Source organism: Amycolatopsis sp. NPDC102389 (assembly GCF_044765885.1).
Lineage (GTDB): Bacteria > Actinomycetota > Actinomycetes > Mycobacteriales > Pseudonocardiaceae > Amycolatopsis.
This window is the reverse complement of record NZ_JBIWKX010000009.1, coordinates 49,364-69,901: the sequence shown is the minus strand read 5'-3', so window position 1 is coordinate 69,901 and position 20,538 is coordinate 49,364. Positions and strand designations below refer to the sequence as shown.

Annotated in this window: 15 protein-coding genes and 1 pseudogene; 10 read left to right on the top strand and 6 right to left on the bottom strand. The window is 69.1% G+C overall.

Going from position 1 to position 20,538, the window contains the following annotated elements:
* Nucleotides 1–85: 85 nt before the first annotated feature.
* The 4 genes and pseudogenes from ACIRGA_RS10830 to ACIRGA_RS10815 form a co-directional block, all read right to left on the bottom strand.
* A pseudogene (locus ACIRGA_RS10830) lies at nucleotides 86–901 on the bottom strand (aldo/keto reductase); the annotation flags it as partial.
* Nucleotides 902–928: 27 nt separating this feature from the next.
* Nucleotides 929–2,056 (bottom strand): sensor histidine kinase, encoded by a 1,128-nt coding sequence (locus ACIRGA_RS10825; RefSeq protein WP_400939213.1) that lies wholly within the window; start codon nucleotides 2,054–2,056, stop codon nucleotides 929–931.
* Nucleotides 2,053–2,730, bottom strand: a complete 678-nt coding sequence (locus ACIRGA_RS10820; RefSeq protein WP_007033550.1) for a response regulator transcription factor — start codon at nucleotides 2,728–2,730, stop codon at nucleotides 2,053–2,055. The genes ACIRGA_RS10825 and ACIRGA_RS10820 overlap by 4 nt, the downstream gene beginning before the upstream one ends.
* Before the next feature lie 111 nt (nucleotides 2,731–2,841).
* On the bottom strand, nucleotides 2,842–4,323 hold the full coding sequence (locus ACIRGA_RS10815; protein WP_400939210.1) for a PucR family transcriptional regulator: 1,482 nt from the start codon (nucleotides 4,321–4,323) through the stop codon (nucleotides 2,842–2,844).
* A 111-nt stretch (nucleotides 4,324–4,434) separates the two neighbouring features.
* Between ACIRGA_RS10815 and ACIRGA_RS10810 the strand changes: the two genes are divergently transcribed.
* The 5 genes from ACIRGA_RS10810 (at nucleotide 4,435) to ACIRGA_RS10790 (ending at nucleotide 11,440) form a co-directional block, all read left to right on the top strand.
* Nucleotides 4,435–5,886, top strand: coding sequence for a sodium:solute symporter (locus tag ACIRGA_RS10810; protein WP_400939208.1), 1,452 nt, complete (start codon nucleotides 4,435–4,437; stop codon nucleotides 5,884–5,886).
* Nucleotides 5,887–5,914: 28 nt separating this feature from the next.
* Entirely contained in the window at nucleotides 5,915–6,868 is a 954-nt protein-coding gene (speB, locus tag ACIRGA_RS10805; RefSeq protein WP_400939206.1) for an agmatinase, read from the top strand.
* Nucleotides 6,865–8,514 carry a thiamine pyrophosphate-binding protein gene (locus ACIRGA_RS10800; RefSeq protein WP_400939204.1) on the top strand — a complete coding sequence of 550 codons (1,650 nt, stop codon included), beginning with the start codon at nucleotides 6,865–6,867 and terminating at the stop codon, nucleotides 8,512–8,514. Before speB ends, ACIRGA_RS10800 begins: the two co-directional genes overlap by 4 nt.
* Nucleotides 8,511–9,917: an aminobutyraldehyde dehydrogenase gene (locus ACIRGA_RS10795; protein ID WP_400939201.1), complete on the top strand. Its 1,407-nt coding sequence runs from the start codon at nucleotides 8,511–8,513 to the stop codon at nucleotides 9,915–9,917. Before ACIRGA_RS10800 ends, ACIRGA_RS10795 begins: the two co-directional genes overlap by 4 nt.
* Before the next feature lie 80 nt (nucleotides 9,918–9,997).
* Nucleotides 9,998–11,440: a purine-cytosine permease family protein gene (locus tag ACIRGA_RS10790; RefSeq protein ID WP_400939198.1), complete on the top strand. Its 1,443-nt coding sequence runs from the start codon at nucleotides 9,998–10,000 to the stop codon at nucleotides 11,438–11,440.
* Here ACIRGA_RS10790 and ACIRGA_RS10785 read toward each other — a convergent pair.
* Entirely contained in the window at nucleotides 11,437–12,252 is an 816-nt protein-coding gene (locus ACIRGA_RS10785; protein ID WP_400939196.1) for an oxidoreductase, read from the bottom strand. The genes ACIRGA_RS10790 and ACIRGA_RS10785 overlap by 4 nt on opposite strands.
* A gap of 91 nt (nucleotides 12,253–12,343) precedes the next feature.
* Here ACIRGA_RS10785 and ACIRGA_RS10780 point away from each other — a divergent pair, with 91 nt between their 5' ends.
* Together ACIRGA_RS10780 and ACIRGA_RS10775 are read left to right on the top strand one after the other, a co-directional pair.
* Nucleotides 12,344–12,871: a TetR family transcriptional regulator gene (locus ACIRGA_RS10780; protein ID WP_400939193.1), complete on the top strand. Its 528-nt coding sequence runs from the start codon at nucleotides 12,344–12,346 to the stop codon at nucleotides 12,869–12,871.
* Nucleotides 12,872–12,949: 78 nt separating this feature from the next.
* Nucleotides 12,950–13,597 carry a DJ-1/PfpI family protein gene (locus ACIRGA_RS10775; protein ID WP_400939191.1) on the top strand — a complete coding sequence of 216 codons (648 nt, stop codon included), beginning with the start codon at nucleotides 12,950–12,952 and terminating at the stop codon, nucleotides 13,595–13,597.
* Nucleotides 13,598–13,660: 63 nt separating this feature from the next.
* Here ACIRGA_RS10775 and dxs read toward each other — a convergent pair whose 3' ends face one another.
* Complete coding sequence (gene dxs, locus ACIRGA_RS10770; protein ID WP_400939188.1) at nucleotides 13,661–15,565, bottom strand: 1-deoxy-D-xylulose-5-phosphate synthase; 1,905 nt, start codon at nucleotides 15,563–15,565, stop codon at nucleotides 13,661–13,663.
* Between the two features lie 216 nt (nucleotides 15,566–15,781).
* Between dxs and ACIRGA_RS10765 the strand changes: the two genes are divergently transcribed.
* From ACIRGA_RS10765 to ACIRGA_RS10755, 3 genes are read left to right on the top strand one after another with little or no spacing between them, the layout of a single operon-like run.
* Nucleotides 15,782–17,266, top strand: a complete 1,485-nt coding sequence (locus ACIRGA_RS10765; protein WP_400939186.1) for an aldehyde dehydrogenase family protein — start codon at nucleotides 15,782–15,784, stop codon at nucleotides 17,264–17,266.
* Nucleotides 17,267–17,282: 16 nt separating this feature from the next.
* Nucleotides 17,283–18,794, top strand: coding sequence for an APC family permease (locus tag ACIRGA_RS10760; RefSeq protein WP_400939184.1), 1,512 nt, complete (start codon nucleotides 17,283–17,285; stop codon nucleotides 18,792–18,794).
* Nucleotides 18,791–20,344, top strand: coding sequence for a GMC family oxidoreductase (locus tag ACIRGA_RS10755; RefSeq protein WP_400939181.1), 1,554 nt, complete (start codon nucleotides 18,791–18,793; stop codon nucleotides 20,342–20,344). Before ACIRGA_RS10760 ends, ACIRGA_RS10755 begins: the two co-directional genes overlap by 4 nt.
* Nucleotides 20,345–20,538: the final 194 nt, after the last annotated feature.

Genomic DNA, 20,538 nt, shown 5'->3' with positions numbered 1-20,538 from the left:
TCGCGCCGCGGGGGGGGGGGGGGGGGCGGGGCCGGGCGCCCGCCCCCCCCCCCCCCCCCCCCCCCCCCCCCCCCCCCCCCCACCCCAGTTTGTCCGGATCCGGCCCCAGCCGCTTGCCCTGCTCCAGCGTCGCGATCGCGGCGGTGTCGTGCGCGTCGAGTTCGAAGTCGAAGACGTCCATGTTCGCCTTGATCCGTTCGGGCGTGACGGACTTCGGGATCACCAGGTGGTTCATCTCGACATGCCAGCGCAGCACGACCTGGGCCGGCGTCTTGCCGTGTTTCTCCGCGATCGTGGTGATCTTCTCGTCGGCGAGCAGGTCCCCGCCGCGCGCCAGCGGGCTCCACGCCTCGGTGACGATCTCGTGCTTCTCGTGGAAGTCCCGCAGCAACGGCTGCTGCAGCCACGGGTGGCATTCGATCTGGTTCACCGCGGGAACGGTCCCGGTCTCCTCGATCAGCCGCTCCAGATGCGGGATCTGGAAGTTCGAGACGCCGATCGCCTTGGCCCGGCCGCCGGAAGCGATCTTTTCCAGCGCCCGCCACGTTTCCACGTACTTGTCCTGCGCGGGCAGCGGCCAGTGGATCAGGTACAGGTCGACATACTCGAGACCCAGCTCGCCCATGCTCTTGTCGAAGGCGCGCAACGCCGAGTCGTAACCGTGTTCGGTATTCCACAGTTTCGTGGTGACGAACAGTTCCTCACGCGGCAGCCCGCTGGCGCGGACGGCCTCGCCGACGCCGCGTTCGTTGGCGTACAGGGTCGCCGTGTCGATCGCGCGGTAGCCCGCCTCGATGGCGGTGCGGACCGCGCCGACGACCTCGTCGTCGCCGATCTTGTACACCCCGAACCCGAGTTGCGGGAGGGATGTTCCGTTGTTCAGCCGAATACTGGGAACCATGCTCGAAACCGTAACCCCAGCCGGGGGTCAGGGCAGAGCGGGAAGGTGCACGGTCACCGAAAGACCACCGCCCACGACGGGTTCCGCGGACACCGTGCCCCCGTGCGCCTGCACCGCGGCCCGCACGATCGAGAGCCCCAGTCCGGCGCCTGTACGGGCGGTCCTGGCGACGCCGGCGCGGCGGAACGGCTCGAACAGTTCGGGGACCGCGGCCGGATCGAGCAGCCCGCCGGACGAACGCACCCGCAGCACCGACCATTGTGGACCGGCCTGCGTGACGACGTCCAGCCAGCCGCCGTCGACGTTGTGCCGCACCGCGTTCTCCAGCAGGTTGCCCGCGATCCGTTCCAGCAGCGCGGGATCGCCGAACGTCACCGCCCCCGGGGTCGCGAATTCGGTGCGGAGACCGCGTTTCCCGGCTTCGGCCCGCACCGCGCGCCACGCGCTCGCGACGATCACCGCGAGATCGACCGGTTCCCTCGCCACCAGCCCCGCGCCGTCCGTGCGCGCGAGCAGCAACAGCGAGCCGACCAGCCGCTCGGCCCGTTCGGTCGCGTCGCGGACGACACCCGCCATCCGGCGTAATTCGGCTTCGTCCGCGTGCTCGTCGGCCAGGGTGACGTCGAGTTCGGTGCGGATGACCGCGAGCGGCGTCCGCAGTTCGTGGCTGGCGTTCGCGACGAAATGCCGCTGCGCGTCGAACGCGGCTTGCAGCCGGTCGAGCATGTCGTCGAAGGTCTCGGCCAGCTCCGCGAGTTCGTCCTTCGTGCGGACCTCGCCGATGCGCTCCCCCATCGACTCGATCGAGAGGCGGCGGGCGGTGCCGGTGATCTCGCGCAGCGGATGCAGGACTCGCGCGGTGAACGTCCACGCGAGGATCCCGGCCGCCAGCACGACGAAACAGAACGCGACCGCGCCGAAGAGCAGCACCCGGTTCCGGGAGTAGATCCGCAGGTGCTCGGTGACGGCGGAGGCGTCGACGTCGACACCGTCGACCCGCACCGTGGTGCCCGGCGGCAATTGCGGCACGGCGGAAACCGCGTCGCCGACCAGGTTCCAGGTCAGCCAGAGCAACAGGAGGCTGACCAATGCCACCAGCCCGGTCGCGAGCAGCGTGACCCGCGCGCGCAGGCTGCGGGCGCCGGACAGGTTCACCCGCGTGCGGTCCCCTGCTCCGGCACCCGGTAGCCGGAGCCGACGACGGTTTCGATGATGCCCGGCTCGCCGAGCTTCTTCCGCAGGGTCATCACGGTGACCCGGACGGTGGTGGTGAACGGGTCGGCGTTCTCGTCCCACACACGTTCGAGCAGTTCCTCGCTGCTGACCACCGAACCGGCGGCCGACAGCAGCACCTCCAGCACGCCGAACTCCTTGCGGGTCAGCTCGACCGGACCGCTCGCGCGGCGGACGGTCCGCCTCGCCGGGTCCAGTTCGACGTCGCCCGAAGTCAGCAGCGGCGGCGCGGCCGGGGTCGCGCGGCGGCCCAGCGCCCGCACGCGTGCGACGAGTTCGGGGAAGGCGAACGGCTTGGCGAGATAATCGTCGGCGCCGAGGGAAAGCCCGTCGACACGATCCGAAACGGAACTGCTCGCGGTGAGCATCAGGACGCGGGTCAGCTCGCCGGACGCGACGATCTCGCGGCACAGGTCGTCACCGGACATGCCGGGCAGATCGCGGTCGAGCAGCACGACGTCGTACCGGGTGACGGCGGCCTTCTCGTGCCCGTCGTCACCGGTGAGCGCGATGTCCACCGCCATGCCCTCGCGCCGCAGGCCGCGTGCGATCGCGTCGGCGAGGGGTTCTTCGTCTTCGACTACCAGAATTCGCACGACCCTACGTTGCCACACATTCCTGAGAGTGACCTGATTGGAGTAAGCGGCGGTGAGCGGTCGGTGCAGCTGGTCGTGAGTGGCGATTCGGGTTAGAACCCGAATCGCCACTCACGACCAGCGCAGCGCGAACCACAGCCGCATCCGGATCTCCGGGTCCGCGAGGTCCACCCCCAGCGCCCGTTCGATCTGCCCGATCCGGTGCCGGACGCTGTTGCGGTGCACGCCGAGTTCGGCGGCCGTGCGGTCCCAGCCGCCGTGGTGCGCGAGCCAGATCCGCAGCGTGCCGACCAGTTCCCGGTCACCCTTCCGGTCGAGATCGCGCAGCGGCTCCAACGCCTGGGCGGCGAATCCGGCCGCCGCGTCCGGGTCGATCAGCGCGTCCAGCCCCGAAGAGCCTTCCGCGACCACCGGTCGTCCCAACGCCGCGGCCCGCGTCAGCAGCAACTCGATCTCACCCGCCGCTTCGGGAAGCCGTTCGGGTGGGACGGGCGAACCCACGACCGCGAGCCAGCCGTCGGCGCGGAGCCGGTCGAGATCGCCGGCCTCCGGCGCGTCGCGGACGATCGCGTCGAAGCGCGGCCCCGGCCGCAGCCGCACGAGCGGGGTGTCGAGCCGGGCGCGCAGCCAGTCGTAGCGGGCGGCGACCTCGTTCGGCCCGCGGCGGTACGCGATCCCGGCGACCAGACGGCGTTCGTCCCCGCCGATCACGCCGGTCTCCCCCAGCAGCAACGCCGTGGCGGTGGCGCCCAGCCCGGCGGCGTCCGAACCCGCGCGGCCAACGAGCCCGAGCAGCGCCGCCCCGACCGACAGGATCGAGCGGTCCGCGCCGTCGAACCGCGCGACGCGGCCGACCACGACCAGATGCGACGCCGTCGCCTGCGGGTACACCGGTTGCGCGACGACGTGCGTGCCGTCGGCCAGTTCCGTGGTCGCGCTGCGGATCCCCCGGCCCGCCCGGAGCGTGGCGACCAGTTCCCGGACCTCGGCGGGCAAGGGCGAGGGCGCGCCGTGATCCGCGGCGAGAACGTCGCCTACACCGACCAGCGCCACCCATGCCCCCAGCCGTCCGGCCAGCGCGCTCGCCAGCTCGCCGAGCCCGTCACCGGCCGCCCTGGTCAGCGCCTCGCGCGCGGCCGCGATCCGCCGCTGTTCCCGCTGCCCCGCCTCGGCGAGCGCGACCGACACCGCCCGGCTGATCGCCAGGAACGGTGTCCGCGGCTGGACGACGAGCAGCGGCAACCCGTGCCGCGCGCACGCCGACCTCAGCGCCGGCGGCAGGGTCTCGTGGGTACCCGGTGTCAGCCCGAAGCCGAGCGCGGAGATCCCGCTGGCGGCCAGCCGCCGGACGTAGCGGTCGACCTCGGCCGCCTCCACCGGCAGGTTCACCCCGGCGGTGAGCAGCAGTTCCGCCCCGAGCAGGTACGGCGCGGGGTCCCGCAGCTCGCTGACGTGCGCCCAACGCACCGGGGCGTCGAGCGCGTCCGGCCGCAGGGTCTCCACGACCGGGTCGAGTGCCAGTTCCGGGTTGCCGACCACGGCCCGTAACGGGACATTCACATCCGAGTCGAACGGATCGCGGGTTTGAGTCATTTCATCCTCGATCTCCGGTGACTTCGGATGAATCATCCCATGTCGTTCAAGGAGCGAACGAACCTACGGTGACCCGAACGAAGCGAACAGCCCCAAGTCAAGGAGGACACCGTGGCCGGTGACTACGCGGTGATCGCGCTCTACATAGCGGGCATGATCGGGGTCGGCTGGTTCGGGCTTCGGCTCGCCAAGACCAAATCGGACTATCTCGTCGCCGGCCGCCGCCTCGGCTGGTTCATGTACTCGGGCACGATGTCCGCGGTCGTCCTCGGCGGCGCTTCGACGGTCGGCGGCGTGAAGCTCGGCTACACCTACGGCATCTCCGGCGCCTGGCTCGTGATCGCGATCGGCGTCGGCATCCTGGTCCTCCACACGCTGTTCGCGCGGCGCCTGGTGAAGCTGCGCGTCTACACCGTCGGCGAGATGCTCGACCTCCGCTACGGCGGCTCCACCAGCGCCATCTCCGGTGTCGTCATGTGGGGCTACACGCTGATGCTGACCGTCACCTCGACGCTCGCGTTCGCCACCATCTTCAAGGTCCTCTTCAACGTCCCGAGCTGGGCGGGCATCGCCATCGGCGGCTCGATCGTGGTGCTCTACTCGGTGCTGGGCGGCATGTGGTCGATCACACTGACCGACATCGTCCAGTTCGTCATCAAGACCATCGGCATCCTGCTGATCCTGCTGCCGGTCTCGATCGTCTCGGCGGGCGGCTTCGACGGGATGGCCGCGCGGCTGGACGAGAGCTACTTCGAACTGACCGCCATCGGCGGCGACACGATCTTCACCTACTTCCTCATCTACAGCTTCGGCCTGCTGATCGGCCAGGACATCTGGCAGCGCGTGTTCACCGCGAGGACGCCGGGCATCGCCACCGGCGGCGGCGTCATCTCCGGCGTCTACTGCCTCGTCTACGGGCTCGCCGGCGCGCTGATCGGCACCGCGGCCAAGACGCTGTACCCGAACCTCGCCAGCGCGCAGGACGCGTTCGCGACCATCGTCGAGGACCAGCTGCCCGCCGGGATCCGCGGGCTGGTGCTCGCCGCGGCGCTCTCGGCGATGATGTCGACCGCGAGCGGCGCGCTCATCGCCTGCTCCACGGTCAGCACCTCGGACCTGCTTTCCAAGCTGGGCCTCAAGAAGACCGCCAACGAGGTCACCAGGAACCGTGTCACCACGCTGATCCTCGGCATCGTCGCGATCGGCATCGCGATGATCGTGGACGACGTCGTCAACGCGCTGACCATCGCCTACGACATCCTCGTCGGCGGCCTGCTGGTCGCGATCATCGGCGGGCTGGCGTGGAAACGCGGCACGCGTCAGGGCGCGCTCGCCTCGATGGTCGTCGGCACCGTCGTGGTCATCACGTTCATGTTCGTCGACGGCGTCGAGGCCAACAGCCCGATCTACTGGGGTCTCGGCTCCAGCCTCGCGGTGTACCTGCTGGTCAGCTTCCTCACACCGCGCACCTCGGACGAGATCCTCACCGTGTGGACCCGCCGCCTGAACGGCAGCGCGGCCGCCGAAGAAGAAGAGGCGGAACTCGCCGCTTCGAAGTCCTGAAACCCTTACACCCCAAGAAGGAGACACAGTGCCTGAGCAGAACCCGATCGGACCCGTCGACTCTTCGAAGGTGCCCCGGTTCGCCGGTTTCGCGACCTTCGCGAGGCTCCCGCGGATCGATCAGGTCGAGCGTGCCGACGTCGCCGTCGTCGGGGTGCCGTTCGACGCCGGGGTGTCCTACCGCCCCGGCGCGCGCTTCGGCCCCGCCGCGCTCCGTGAGGCCAGCCGGCTCCTTCGGCCGTACCACCCGGAACTCGACGTTTCCCCGTTCGCCGAAACGCAGGTGGTCGACGCCGGCGACATCGCGCTCAACCCGTTCAACATCGGCGAGGCGATCGAAACGCTGCAGAGCGAGGCCGAGGCGTTGACCGCGAACGGGACGCGGCTGGTGACCGTCGGCGGCGACCACACGATCGCGCTGCCGCTGCTGCGGGCGGCGGCGAAGAAGCACGGACCGGTGGCGCTGCTGCATTTCGACGCGCACCTCGACACCTGGGACACCTACTTCGGCGAGCCGTACACCCACGGCACCCCGTTCCGGCGGGCGTCCGAGGAAGGCATCCTCGACACCGAAGCGCTGTCCCACGTCGGCACGCGCGGCCCGCTGTACGGCAAGCGGGATCTGGAAGAGGACCGCCGCCTCGGCTTCGGCATCGTCACCTCCGGCGACGTCATGCGCCGCGGGGTCGCCGAGACCGTCGACGCGCTGCGCCAGCGCATCGGCGGCCGCCCGCTCTACATCTCGGTCGACATCGACGTGCTCGACCCGGCGCACGCACCGGGCACCGGCACCCCCGAAGCGGGCGGCATGACCAGCCGCGAACTGCTGGAGATCCTGCGCGGGCTGCGCGACTGCAACCTCGTCGGCGCGGATGTGGTGGAGCTCGCCCCGGCTTACGATCACGCCGAGATCACCGCCATCGCGGCCTCCCACGTCGCCTACGACCTGGTGAGCCTGCTCAGCCTGGGAAAGAGCGAATGACACAACGGATAGGCGGCGACGTCGTCGTCGAAACCCTCCGCGCGCTCGGCGCCGACACCGTGTTCGGCCTGCCGGGCCAGCACGCGCTCGGCCTGTTCGAAGCGTTGCGGCGCACGGACGATCTGCGCGTCATCGGTGCGCGGGTGGAGAACAATCTGGCGTTCGCGGCCGACGGGCACGCCCGCGCCCGGCTCGCGGCGGACCCCGAAGGCCCGGCGCCGGTGACGCCGATGATCGTGTCGACCGGCCCCGGCGCGCTGCTGACTTTGGCTTCACTGCAGGAATCCCGGGCGGCGTCGGTCCCGGTGCTCGGCATCTCCAGCCAGATCCCGGTCGCCGGGCTCGGCGGCGGACGGCACGGGTATCTGCACGAACTGCCCGACCAGCAGGCCAGTTTCCGCGATGTGGTGAAGTCGGTGCACGTGGTGCGCACCGTCAGCCAGATCCCGACGGCGCTGCGCGAAGCGTGGGAATCGGCGGCGACGGCGCCGTTCGGCCCGGTGTGGGTCGAGATCCCGCAGGACATCCTGCTGGCGCCGGCGGACCTACCGCGGATCACGTCGGTGACGGCACAGCCCGCGCCGCTCGCACCGTTGCCGGAGCTCATCGCCGAGGCCGCGGAACTCCTTGGCACGGCGAAGAATCCGGTGATCCTCGCCGGCGGCGGTGCCCTGCGCTCAGGCGCACAGGCGGAGTTGAAGGCGCTCGCCGAGGCTTTGCGGGCGCCGGTGCTGTCGACGTTCGGTGGCAAGGGTGTCTTCGGCTGGGATCACGCACTTTCCGGCCAGTCGTGGGTCGAAGACTGGCACAGCACCGAGTTCCTCTCGGCCGCGGATGTGCTGCTCGTGCTGGGCTCCGGGCTCGGCGAGCTGTCCAGCAACTACCGCGAGTTCGCCCCGCGCGGCCGGATGATCCAGGTCGAGGCCGATCTCGGGAAGCTGGAATCGAACTACCCGGCGCTGGGCATCCACGCCGACGTCCGCCTTGTCCTGCAAGGACTGCTGGAGCAAGTGCCGTTCCGCCAGAGCGACGGCGTCGCCGAAAAGGCGGTCGCGGAACTGCTGGGGAAGGTGCGCGAACGCCTCGACGCCCAACCCCTGGAAACCGAGCGCAAGCTCATCGACGACATCCGCACGGCGATTCCCGAAGGCACGCAGACGTTCTGGGACATGACGATCGCGGCCTACTGGGCCTGGTCGGCGTGGAATCCCGAGGGCGCGCCGATCCACACCGCGCAGGGCGCGGGCGGGCTCGGCTACGGTCTGCCCGGCGCGCTCGGCGGCGCGGTGGCGACCGGCGGGCCGACGCTCGCGGTGTCCGGTGACGGCGGCGCGATGTACGGCATCGCGGAACTGGCCACGGCGGTCCAGCACGGACTCGACGTGACGTGGCTGGTCATCGACGACGGCGGTTACGGCATCCTGCGCGAGTACCTGACCGGCGCCTTCGGGCAGTCCACCGCCACCGAGCTCGCGCGGCCCGACTTCGCCGCGCTGGCGCAGTCTTTCGGCGTGAGTGCCACCGTGTCCTCTTTGGACACCGTCGGGAAGGACCTCTCCGACGCACTGGGCACACCAGGACCGTCCGTGGTCGTCCTCCCCGCCCTGCTGAAGATGTTCGAGCCGACCCACCTGGAGAAGAAATGACTCAGGTCCTCAATTTCGTCGACGGCGCCGAAGTACCGGCGTCGGGCTCGCGGACCCTCGACCTGGTGGACCCCGCCACCGGCGAGGTCTTCGGCACCAGCGTCCTGTCCGGACAGTCCGATGTGGACACCGCACTGGCCGCCGCCGAGCGGGCGTTCAAGGTCTGGCGCAAGAGCACCCCCGCCCAGCGTCAGCTCGCGCTGCTGAAGATCGCCGACGCGGTCGAGGCCCGCGCGGAGGAGTTCGCCGACCTTGAGATCCGCGAAACCGGCAAGATCCGGTCCGTGGTGCTGGACGAGGAGATCCCGGAGTGCGTCAGCGCGCTGCGGTTCTTCGCCGGTGCCGCACGGCAGCTCGAAGGCACCGCGTCCGGGGAATACCTGCCAGGGCACACGTCGGCGATCCGGCGTGAACCCGTCGGCGTCTGCGCGCAGATCGCGCCGTGGAACTACCCGCTGATGATGGGTGTCTGGAAGATCGCCCCGGCCTTGGCGGCCGGGAACACCGTCGTACTGAAGCCCGCCGAGACCACGCCGTCGACGGCCGTGCTGCTGGCGAAGGTCGCGGCGGAGTACCTGCCGCAGGGCGCCTTCAACGTGCTGTGCGGCGACCGCGACACCGGCCGCGCGCTGGTGAAGCACCCGATCACCGAACTCGTGTCGATCACCGGGTCGACCCGCGCGGGCATCGATGTCGCCACCGTCGCGGCGGCCGACCTCAAGCGCACGCATCTCGAACTCGGTGGCAACGCGCCGCTGCTGGTCTTCGGCGACGTGAACCTCGCCGAGGCGGCCGAGGGCATCGTCGGCGCGGCGTTCTACAACGCCGGACAGGACTGCACCGCGGGCAGCCGGGTGCTGGTGGACGCGGCGATACACGACGAGTTCGTCGCGGAGCTCACCAAGGCCGCCGCCGCGCAGACGCCCGGTGAGGATTTCGGCCCGCTCAACAGCGAGGCGCAGTTCGGCCGGGTTCGCGGTCTCATCGAGCGGCTGCCGTCGCACGCCCGCGTGGAGACCGGCGGCACGCCCGCCGGCGATCGCGGATTCTTCTTCTCCCCCACTGTGATCTCGGGCCTGAAGCAGGAAGATGAGATCGTGCAGGAGGAGATCTTCGGCCCGGTGATCACCGTCCAGTCCTTTGTGGACGAGGACGAGGCGGTGCGCCTGGCCAACGGCGTCCCCTACGGGCTGGCGTCGTCGATCTGGACCAACGACCTGTCACGCGCGACCCGCGTTTCGGGCGAACTCGACTTCGGCTGCGTCTGGGTCAACACCCACGGGCCGCTGGTCTCGGAAATGCCCCATGGCGGCTTCGGGCACTCGGGCCACGGGAAGGACCTCTCGTCCTGCTCCTTCGCCGAGTACACCCGCGTCAAGCACGTCATGACCCGCTTCGCCTGACCGCATTTCGTCCTCTGGATGCGGTAGTTGCGTGTGCAAGGACCGCATTCAGAGGACGAAACGCGTACTTGGAGGTCCCCATGGGTGACAAGGTCACCGAAGTCGAGCAGCACGGCATCGCGCCGATCCCGCCGGAAGAGCAGACCTCGCGTCCGCGCGACCTGTTCCGGATGGCGTTCGGCGGCGCGAACACCTTCGCCACCATCATCCTCGGGACGCTCCCGATCGCGTTCGGCTTGAGCTTCTGGGCGGCGGTGGCCGCCACCGTCGCGGGCGTGGTCGCCGGCGCGCTGGTGCTCTCGCCGATGTCGTTGTTCGGCCCGCTCACCCGGACCAACAACGCCGTCTCCTCCGGCGCGCATTTCGGCGTCGTCGGCCGTTGTGTCGGCTCCTTCCTCTCCCTGCTGACGGCGATCACGTTCTTCGCCATCTCGGTGTGGGTGAGCGGCGACGCCGTCGCCGGTGCCGCGCAACGGCTTTTCGGCTTCGACGGCGGCGAAGTGCTGCGCGGTGTCGCGTACGGCGTCATCGCGATCGCGACGCTGGTGGTGTGCATCTACGGCTACCGGTTCATGCTGCTGGTGAACCGGGTCGCCGTGGTCCTGGGCACGGCGATCATGCTGCTCGGGATCGTGGCCTACGGCGGCACGTTCGACCCCGGGTTCGCCGGCACCGGCACCTACGCGCTCGGGGACTTCTGGCCGACGTGGATCCTGGCCGCGCTCACCACGATGGCGAACCCGATCTCGTTCGGCGCCTTCCTCGGCGACTGGACGCGCTACATCCCCGCGCGCCACAGCCGCCGTTCCCTGCTGGCCGCGCCGTTCCTGGCGCAGGTGGCGACGCTGCTGCCGTTCGGGTTCGGCATCGCCACCGCGACACTGGTCGCGGATCCGGCCGACTACATCACCGGCCTGACCGCGATTTCGCCGCTCTGGTACGCGATCCCGCTGATCGTGGTCGCGCTGATCGGCGGCCTGTCCACCGGCACGACGTCGCTCTACGGGACCGGGCTGGACTTCAGCTCGATCTTCGTGAAGCTGAGCCGAGTGCAGGCGACGCTGCTGATCGGCTCGCTCAGTGTCGTGTTCATCTTCGTCGGCAATTTCGTGCTGGACATGGTGTCCAGCATCAACGCCTTCGCCACGCTGATCGTGCTGTGCACCTCGCCGTGGATGGTGATCATGATGATCGGGTTCGTGCTGCGGCGCGGGTTCTACGACCCGGACGACCTCCAGGTGTTCAACCAGGGCCGCAAGGGCGGGCGCTACTGGTTCACCCGCGGCGTGAACTGGCGCGCGATGGCCGCGTGGATCCCGGCGACGACGCTGGGCCTGCTGACCGCCAACACCCCGATGATCGCCGGGCCGCTCAAGGACATCGCGGGCGGTGTCGACATCAGCATGGTGGTGACGCTGTGCACGGCGGCGATCGCGTATCCCGTGCTGGTGAAGCTCTTCCCCGAGCCGCGGGAGGTCTACTCCTACGCGGAGCCGGTCGCGGAACCCGCGGTCGCCATCTAGGCGAACCGCCGAAGCGCTCCGAGGAACAGCGCGTCGAAGGCGCGATCCGGGAGCACCCAGCGCACGAACAGGATCGGCTTCGCCCCGAAACCGGCGGCGTAGCGGGTCTTCGGGCGCCGGGCCCGGACGGCCTTCAGGATGACGTCGGCGATCACCTTCGGGTGAGAACCGCGTGCGGCCTGGTCGAAGAACTTCGCCAGTGCCTTGGCCTGCGGCGCGTACGCGGTGTCACCCGAGGTCTTCATCAGATTCTCGATGGCGATGCCACCCCATTCGGTCTTGATGGCGCCGGGTTCGACCACCACGACGTCGATGCCGAACGGCTTGAGCTCCAGCCGCAGAGAGTCGCTCAGGCCTTCGACCGCGAACTTCGTCGAGTGGTACCAGCCGCCGAGCGGTTCGTAGATCTTGCCGCCGATCGACGAGATGTTCACGATCTTGCCGGCGCCTTGGGCGCGCATATGCGGCGTGGTCAGCTGGACGAGCCGTGCGAGGCCGAACACGTTGACGTCGAACTGGTACTTCCCTTCCGAGAGCGGCACATCCTCGAAAGCGCCGTACGAGCCGTAGCCCGCGTTGTTGACCAGGACGTCGATGCGGCCGGACTCCTCGATGATCCGCTCGACGCCCGCGACCATCGACGCGTCGTCGGTGACGTCCATCTCCAGCACCTTGATACCGCGTTCGGAGAGCCCGGCCATCCGCTCGACGCGCCTCGCGGCGCCGTAGACCGTGTACCCCGCCTCCTGCAATGCGAGTGCCGTGGCTTCGCCGATACCCGCGGAGGCTCCCGTGACCAGTGCGACCTTCATGCCCATCTCCTAACTAACCAGTTGGTTGCCAAGTCAGGTTGCCACGCGGTCGGACTAGCTGTCAACCAACCAGTTAGTTAGAGTGGGTCACATGGTCAGGGACAAGGAAGCGACCAAGCGGAAACTGCTGGACGCGGCGACGGCCGAGTTCGCGACGTACGGCATCGCGGGCGCCAGGGTGGATCGCATCGCGAAGAACGCGGGCGCGAACAAAGCGCTGATCTACGCCTACTTCTGCAGCAAGGAACACCTGTTCGAAATGGTCGTCCAGGAGCAGGTCGACCTCGCCATCCGGACCCTCACGATCACCCCCGAAGACCTTCCCGGCTACGCGGGAAAGCTGTTCGACCGCTACCTCGAACACCCGCAGCTCCTGCGGCTCATGGGCTGGCTTCGCCTGGAGAACGGCTTCGACGCCGTTCCGGAAGCGGAGGCCCGGGCGCACGCGGACAAGGTCGCCGCGATCCGGGAGGCGCAACGTTCGGGCACCGTGCCGGACCACTTCGACGCGGAGGAGCTACTGAGCCTCGTCGTGCACCTGTCGATCCTCGGGTTCTCCTCCCCCACCGCGACCCGTGACCTCGTCGTGCGCGCGGTCAGCCGGATCGTGGGAACCTGAGCCGCTTTTCGCACGACCACTGGGTACATCACCTGGGAGGTCATCTTGCAGCGCCGAACTTTTCTGCGTGCTTCAGCCTTGTCCGCCGGTCTGGTGGGTGTCGCCGCGCCCGCCGCTTCCGCCGCCGCCCCGTTACGGGTGCAGATCCTGATGTTCGACGGCGTGGAGGAACAGGATTTCGTCGCGCCCGTCGAGGTTTTGGGCCTGGCCGGGAAGCTCACCGGCGGTGCCGTGGTCTCTTCGCTGGTTTCCGCGGGGCGACCTGGTCCCGTGAAGTGCACCTACGGCACCGTCGTCGAAGTCCCGCGCTCGTGGTCGCCCGGCGAGGCCGACGTCCTCGTCGTGCCCGGCGGCGGCTACACCGACCGGAATGGCCCCGGAGTGCACCGGCTCAACGCCGATCACGGTTTTCTGCGGCGTCTCGCCGCGTCGCGGGCGCTGCCCGTCGGGATCTGCACCGGCACGATGGTGCTGTCCGCCGCCGGCCTGACGAAGGGCCGCAACGCGACGACGCACAACGGCGCGAAGGCGGATCTGGCCGCACAGGGCACGAAGGTGATCGACGCGCGTGTCGTCGACGACGGTGATCTGATCACCGGTGGCGGGATCACCGCGGGGCTCGAGGTCTCGCTCTGGCTCGTGGAGCGCTTCCTGGGCGCGAAGGCGGCTCAGCAGACCGAAGTGGTGCTGGAGTACGAGCGGCGGGGCACCGTCTGGCGGGCTTAGCGCGTACAAAGAACGGGCCGTTCCTTGCGAAATTTGCGAGGAACGGCCCGTTCACAACGCTTGTCAGCGCCGCGTGTCCTCCGGCGCCGGTGTCCGGCTCGCCAGCTTCGCCGACCACTCGGTCACCCGCCGCGCCACATCCTGCGCGGTGAGCCCGACGCGGGCCAGCACCTCCTCGCGCGAGCCGTGGTCGTGGAACACCTGCGGCACCGCGAGATCACGCAGCGGCACGTCGCATTCGGCGTCGCGGAACAGCGCGGCCAGCGCGGAGCCGAAGCCGCCGTGCCGCCCGCTGTCCTCGACGGTCACGACGAGTTTGTGCTGCTCGGCCAGCGCCACCAGCTCGGCCGGCGCCGGGACGACCCAGCGCGGGTCCACCACGGTCACGCCGATGCCCTGATCGGCAAGCCGGTCCGCGGCGGCGAGCCCGAGCATCGCGAACGCGCCCACCGCGACGAGCAGGACGTCGGCTTCACCGCTGGGCTTGCGCAGCACGTCCACCGTGCCGACGCGTTCCACGGCGGGCACGGAGTCGATCACGCCGCCTTTGGAGAACCGCAGCGCCGTCGGCCCGTCCTCGACCGCGACGGCCTCCCGCAGCTCCTCGCGCAGCGTGCCGGCGTCACGCGGTGCGGCGACCCGCATCCCGGGCACCATGCCCAGCAGCGAAAGGTCCCACATGCCGTGGTGGCTCGGCCCGTCCGGCCCCGTGATGCCCGCGCGGTCCAGCACCAGCGTCACCGGCTGGCGGTGCAGCGCGACGTCCATCAGGAGCTGGTCGAACGCCCGGTTCAGGAAGGTCGAGTAGACGGCGACGACGGGGTGCTTGCCGCCCATCGCGAGCCCTGCGGCCGAAGTCACCGCGTGCTGCTCGGCGATCCCGACGTCGTACCAGCGGTCCGGGTACGCCTCGGCGAACTTGTGCAGCCCGGTCGAGCGCAGCATGGCGGCGGTGATCGCGACGACGTCCTCGCGGTCGGCGCCGATCTTCACCAGTTCGTCGGCGAAGACGCCGGTCCAGCTCGGGCCCTTGACCGGCGGCAGGCCGGTTTCCGGGTCGATCGGGTCGGTCTGGTGCATCTGGTCGGCCTGGTTGGTCACCGCGGGCTCGTAACCGTGCCCCTTCTCGGTGACCACGTGCACGATGACCGCGCCGCCGAAGTCGCGGGCGCTCTGGAACGCCTTCTCCAGCGCGGCCAGATCGTGCCCGTCGACCGGGCCGAGATACTTGAGGCCGAGGTCGGAGAACATCATCTGCGGGCTCAGCGCGTCCTTGAGCCCCGCCTTCGCCGCGTGCAGCGCCGCGTAGATCGGCTTGCCGACGATCGGCGTGTGCCGCAGCAGTTCCTTGCCGCGGTCCAGAACGCGCTCGTAGCCCGGCTTGAGCCGCAGCGACGCGAGGTGGTCCGCGACGCCGCCGATGGTCGGCGAGTACGAGCGGCCGTTGTCGTTGATGACGATGACGACCGGGCGGCGCGGGTTCGCGGCGATGTTGTTGAGCGCCTCCCAGCACATGCCGCCGGTCAGCGCGCCGTCGCCGACGACGGCGATCGCGTGCCTGCCGCCACCGCCGAGTTCGAACGCCTTCGCCAGACCGTCCACATAGGACAACGCGGTCGAGGCGTGGCTGTTCTCGACGAGGTCGTGCTCGCTCTCGCCGCGCGCCGGGTAGCCGGTGAGGCCGCCGAGCTGGCGCAGCTTGTCGAAGCCGTCATGACGGCCGGTGACGATCTTGTGCACGTACGCCTGGTGACCGACGTCCCACACGATGGCGTCGTCCGGCGAGTCGAAGACCCGGTGCAGCGCCATCGTCAGCTCGACCACACCGAGGTTCGGGCCGAGGTGACCACCGGCGAGCCGCACCTTTTCGACGAGGAAGTCCCGGATCTCCGCGGCCAGCTCACCGAGCTGGTCCTGGTTCATCCGCTTCAAGTCGGCCGGTCCGTGCACGGACTCGAGCAACGTCACTCTCCCACCTCGCCTGGTTCCTCTTCCGCCGTTCCGGCCAGTCTACGGAGGTCGCCTGAGAGTCTTCCGTCCGCCGCGTCACGGGTCACATGTCAGAAAATCACCACTCGCCACCCGACGGTGTGAACATGGTCTCTTTTGCCAAGTAGCGGTCACGTCGGGTGGCCGCGATAATCGCTGCTCGACGGTTGAGCAGGAGCCGGTTCGGAGGGCTTGATGGCGGACTTTTTCATCGGTGGCGAATGGGTCGACGCGGTCGGCGGTGGTCGCCGGGAGATCCGCTGCCCCGCTGACGGGTCGCTGGTCGCGGAAGTCGCCGAGGGCACCCGTGAAGACACCGAAGCGGCCATCGCCGCCGCACGGAAGGCGTTCGACACCGGCCCGTGGCCGCAAACGCCCGCTCCGCAGCGCGGTGACTTGCTGCTGAAGGCCGCCGACCTGCTCGATCGCGACGCCGCAGCCTTCGCCCGCGCCGAATCGCTCGACACCGGGAAACGGCTGGTCGAGAGCGAATACGACATGGCCGACATCGCCGCGTGCCTGCGCTACTTCGGCAAGCTCGCCGCGAACGACGCCGGGCGCGTGGTCGACACCGGAAACCCGGACGCGTTCAGCCGGATCGTGCACGAGCCGGTCGGTGTCTGCGGGCTGATCACGCCGTGGAACTACCCGCTCCTGCAGACCATCTGGAAGGTCGCCCCCGCGCTCGCGGCGGGCAACACCCTCGTTCTCAAACCCAGCGAGCTGACCCCGCACACCTCGATCATGCTGATGAAGCTGCTGACCGAGGCCGGCCTGCCCGGCGGCGTCGCGAACCTGGTGCTCGGGGCGGGCGCGCAGGCCGGGGCACCTCTTTCGGAGCATCCGGATGTCGATCTCGTCTCGTTCACCGGCGGCCTCGCGACCGGCAAGATCATCGCCGCCTCCGCCGCGGCCACCATCAAGAAGGTCGCGCTGGAGCTGGGCGGCAAGAACCCCAACGTCGTTTTCGCCGACTCGGACTTCGACACCGCCGTCGACTACGCGCTGACCGCGGTGTTCCTGCACTCCGGGCAGGTCTGCTCGGCGGGCGCGCGGCTGATCGTCCAGGAGGAGTGGCACGAGAAGTTCGTCGACGAACTCGTCCGCCGCGCCGAACTGATCCGACTGGGTGGACCTTTCGACCCGAAGGCTGAAACCGGTCCGCTGATCTCGGCCGCCCATTTGGAAAAGATCGAACGCTACGTCGCCGCGGCGCTGGAAGAGGGCGCCGTCCTGCGCACCGGCGGCAAACGCCCCGACGATCGCGAGCTCGCGAAGGGGCACTACTACCTGCCGACCATCCTCGACAACGTGAAGCAGGGCAGCAGCGCCGTCGTCGACGAATCGTTCGGCCCGGTGCTCACCGTCGAGACCTTCACCGACGAGGACGACGCCGTCCGCATCGCCAACGACACGCACTACGGCCTCGCGGGCGCGGTGTTCACCTCGGACGCCTCCCGCGCGCAGCGGGTCGCGAACCGGCTGCGGCACGGCACGATCTGGATCAACGACTTCCACCCGTATCTGCCGCAGGCGGAATGGGGCGGCTACAAGCAGTCCGGCTTCGGGCGCGAACTCGGCCCGACCGGGCTCGCCGAGTACACGGAGGCGAAGCACATCTACCAGAACCTCCGGCCCGCTCCACAGCGCTGGTTCTCCGGGGAGCCGGCGTCCAACTAAAGAGGGGAAACTGCCGATGAGCACTCCTTCCGACGACGGCTTGGCCGGTTTCGGCTACAAACAGGAACTCGAAAGAACGCTCGGCAATTTCCACACCTTCGCCGCCGGGATCAGCTACATCTCGATCCTGACCGGGACCTTCCAGCTGTTCTACTTCGGCTTCAGCTTCGGCGGGCCGGCGTACTGGTGGTCGTGGCCGATGGTGTTCGTCGGCCAGCTGATGGTGGCGCTGTCGTTCGCCGAACTGGCCGCGCACTATCCGGTCGCCGGTTCGATCTACAACTGGTCGAAACGGCTCGGCAGCCCGCACGTCGCCTGGCTGGCCGGGTGGATGATGCTGACCGCGTCGATCGTCAGCATCGCCGCGGTCGCGCTCGCGTACCAGATCACGCTCCCCCAGATCTCGTCGTTCTTCTCCTTCTCCGGCGACAGCGCGGTGAACGCGGTCATCCTCGGCACCGTCCTGATCCTGTTCACCACGCTGGTGAACGCGTGGGGCGTCAAGCTGATGGCGCGGATCAACAGCGCCGGGGTGTTCATCGAACTGATCGCCGCGGTCCTGCTGATCGTCGCGCTCGCGGTGAACATCACGCGCGGCCCCGAGGTCGTCATGCAGACCAACAACACCGGCGCCGACCAGCCGTGGGGGTACTTCGGGGCGTTCCTGGTCGCGTCGCTCGCGTCGACCTACGTCATGTACGGCTTCGACACCGCCAGCTCGCTCGGCGAGGAATCGCACGACCCGCGCAAGAACGCGCCCAAGGCGATCCTGCGCGCGCTGATCGCGTCGTTCGTCATCGGCGGGCTGATCCTCATCCTCGCGCTGATGGCCGTGGGCGACATCAACAACCCGCAGATCGCGACCGGCGGGCTGCAGTTCATCGTGCTCGACGTCCTCGGGAGCACGATCGGCACGGTCTTCCTGCTGGCGGTCGTCATCGCGATCACCGTATGCAACCTGGCCGTGCAGTCGGCGGCGATCCGGATGATGTTCGCGATGGGCCGCGACAACAACCTGCCCGCCGGGAAGCATCTGGCGCGGGTGTCGCCGAAGACGAAGACACCCGTGATCCCCGCCATCGTGTCCGGCGTGATCGCGGTGCTGATCCTGGTGGTCAACGTCGGCCAGCCGCAGATCTTCACGGTGATCACCAGTATCGGCATCATCATGATCTACCTGGCGTACCTGCTGGTCACCGTGCCGATGCTGGTGAAGCGTTTCCGTGGGCAGTGGCCGCCGCCGAAGGTGGAGGGCACCAAGTACTTCTCGCTCGGCAAACTGGGGCTGCCGGTCAACATCCTCGGCGTGCTGTGGGGCGGTGCGATCGTGGTGAACCTGGCCTGGCCGCGGCGTGAGGTCTACAACGCGACCGAGCCGTATCACTGGTACCTCGAATGGGGGGCCGTGCTGTTCGTCGGCGCGGTGGCGGTCGTCGGTTTCGCGTATTACTGGTTCGTCCTGCGGCACAAGAGCGGCGTCCTGGCCGATCACGCCGCGGAAGCACATCCCGAGGAGGCAGCACAGTGACCGGAGAGTTCGACTACATCGTCGTCGGCGGCGGGACGGCGGGTTCGGTGGTCGCGGCGAGACTCTCGGAAGATCCGGACGTCACCGTCGCCCTCCTGGAAGCCGGGCCGTCCGATGTGGACGATCCGGCGGTGCTGGAGCTGACGAAGTGGATGGGGCTGCTCGAATCCGGCTACGACTGGGACTACCTGGTGGAGCCGCAGGAGTCCGGCAACTCCTTCCTGCGCCACGCCCGCGCGCGGGTGCTCGGCGGCTGCTCGTCGCACAACTCGTGCATCGCGTTCTGGGCGCCGGCGGAAGACCTCGACGAATGGTCGTCGCTCGGCCTGCCCGGCTGGGCGTCGAAGGATATTTTCCCGCTGTACAAACGTCTCGAGACCAACGACGGCCCCGGCGACCACCACGGCCGGTCGGGCCCGGTGACCATCCGCTCGGTGCCGCCGAACGACCCGACCGGCGTCGCGCTGCTGCAGGCCTGTGAGCAGGCGGGTATCCCGAGGACGGAGTTCAACTCGGGCAAGACCGTGACGCACGGGGCCAACTGGTTCCAGATCAACGCGCGCGAAGACGGCACGCGGTCGTCCGCGTCGGTGTCGTACCTGCATCCGATCATCGGCAAGCGGCCGAATCTGGAGATCATCACCGGCGCCCGCGTCCGGCGGCTGCTGTTCGACGGCAAACGCTGCACCGGCGCGGAGTACCTGGCCGACGACCTGATCCACGGCGTTCCGCTGCGCGCCCGCCGCGAAGTGATCCTCTCCTCCGGGGCGATCGACACCCCGAAACTCCTGATGCTGTCGGGAATCGGCCCGGCCGAGCATCTGCGCGAGGTCGGCGTCGACGTGCTGGTGGACTCCCCCGGCGTCGGCGAGAACCTGCAGGATCACCCCGAAGGCGTCATCCAATGGGACGCGCTGCAGCCGATGACGACCGAGTCCACCCAATGGTGGGAGATCGGCATCTTCACCACCACGGAGGAAGGCCTCGACCGGCCGGACCTGATGTTCCACTACGGCTCGGTGCCGTTCGACATGAACACCCTCCGGCAGGGCTATCCCACCACGGAGAACGGCTTCTGCCTGACCCCGAACGTCACCCGCTCACGGTCGACCGGGACGGTGCGGCTGCGCAGCCGCGACTACCGGGACAAGCCGAAGGTCGACCCGCGGTACTTCACCGACGAGCACGACATGCGCGTGATGACCTACGGCATCAATCTGGCGCGCAAGATCGCCGAACAGCCCGCGCTGGACGAATGGGCGGGCACGGAACTGGCGCCCGGCAAGGACGTCAAGACCGACGACGAGATCGCGGACTACCTGCGCAAGACCCACAACACGGTCTATCACCCGTCGTGCACCGCGAAAATGGGCGGCGACGGCGACCCGATGGCCGTGCTGGACGCGCGGCTGCGCGTGCGGGGTGTCGAAGGCCTGCGGGTCGCCGATGGTTCGGCGATGCCGTTCCTGGTCGCGGTGAACCCGTGCATCACGACGATGGCGATCGGTGAGAAGTGCGCGGACCTGCTGAAGGAGGACGCGCGCTCCTAGCTTTGCACTGAAGGCCCCTCGCTTCGGTGAGGGGCCTTTGTCGTGTCCGGAAAACCAGTGGAGCTGCCTCCACTGGGCCATTACCGTGCTGCCGGACCACGTCGTCGAGCCCGAGGGCCTGCCGTTGTACACCCTGTGAGACCTCCCGAGCGCTGATTTCGTCGCGCGTCGCGCCTTGGCGCCGCGCCGCCTTT

Excerpts from the sequence above, each read along its gene's own strand:
- ACIRGA_RS10785 (WP_400939196.1), bottom strand. The coding sequence starts at position 12,252 with ATGAAGGTCGCACTGGTCACGGGAGCCTCCGCGGGTATCGGCGAAGCC.
- ACIRGA_RS10795 (WP_400939201.1), top strand. The coding sequence starts at position 8,511 with ATGACTCAGGTCCTCAATTTCGTCGACGGCGCCGAAGTACCGGCGTCG.
- ACIRGA_RS10815 (WP_400939210.1), bottom strand. The coding sequence starts at position 4,323 with ATGACTCAAACCCGCGATCCGTTCGACTCGGATGTGAATGTCCCGTTA.
- ACIRGA_RS10790 (WP_400939198.1), top strand. The coding sequence starts at position 9,998 with ATGGGTGACAAGGTCACCGAAGTCGAGCAGCACGGCATCGCGCCGATC.
- ACIRGA_RS10760 (WP_400939184.1), top strand. The coding sequence starts at position 17,283 with ATGAGCACTCCTTCCGACGACGGCTTGGCCGGTTTCGGCTACAAACAG.
- ACIRGA_RS10780 (WP_400939193.1), top strand. The coding sequence starts at position 12,344 with ATGGTCAGGGACAAGGAAGCGACCAAGCGGAAACTGCTGGACGCGGCG.
- ACIRGA_RS10765 (WP_400939186.1), top strand. The coding sequence starts at position 15,782 with ATGGCGGACTTTTTCATCGGTGGCGAATGGGTCGACGCGGTCGGCGGT.
- ACIRGA_RS10800 (WP_400939204.1), top strand. The coding sequence starts at position 6,865 with ATGACACAACGGATAGGCGGCGACGTCGTCGTCGAAACCCTCCGCGCG.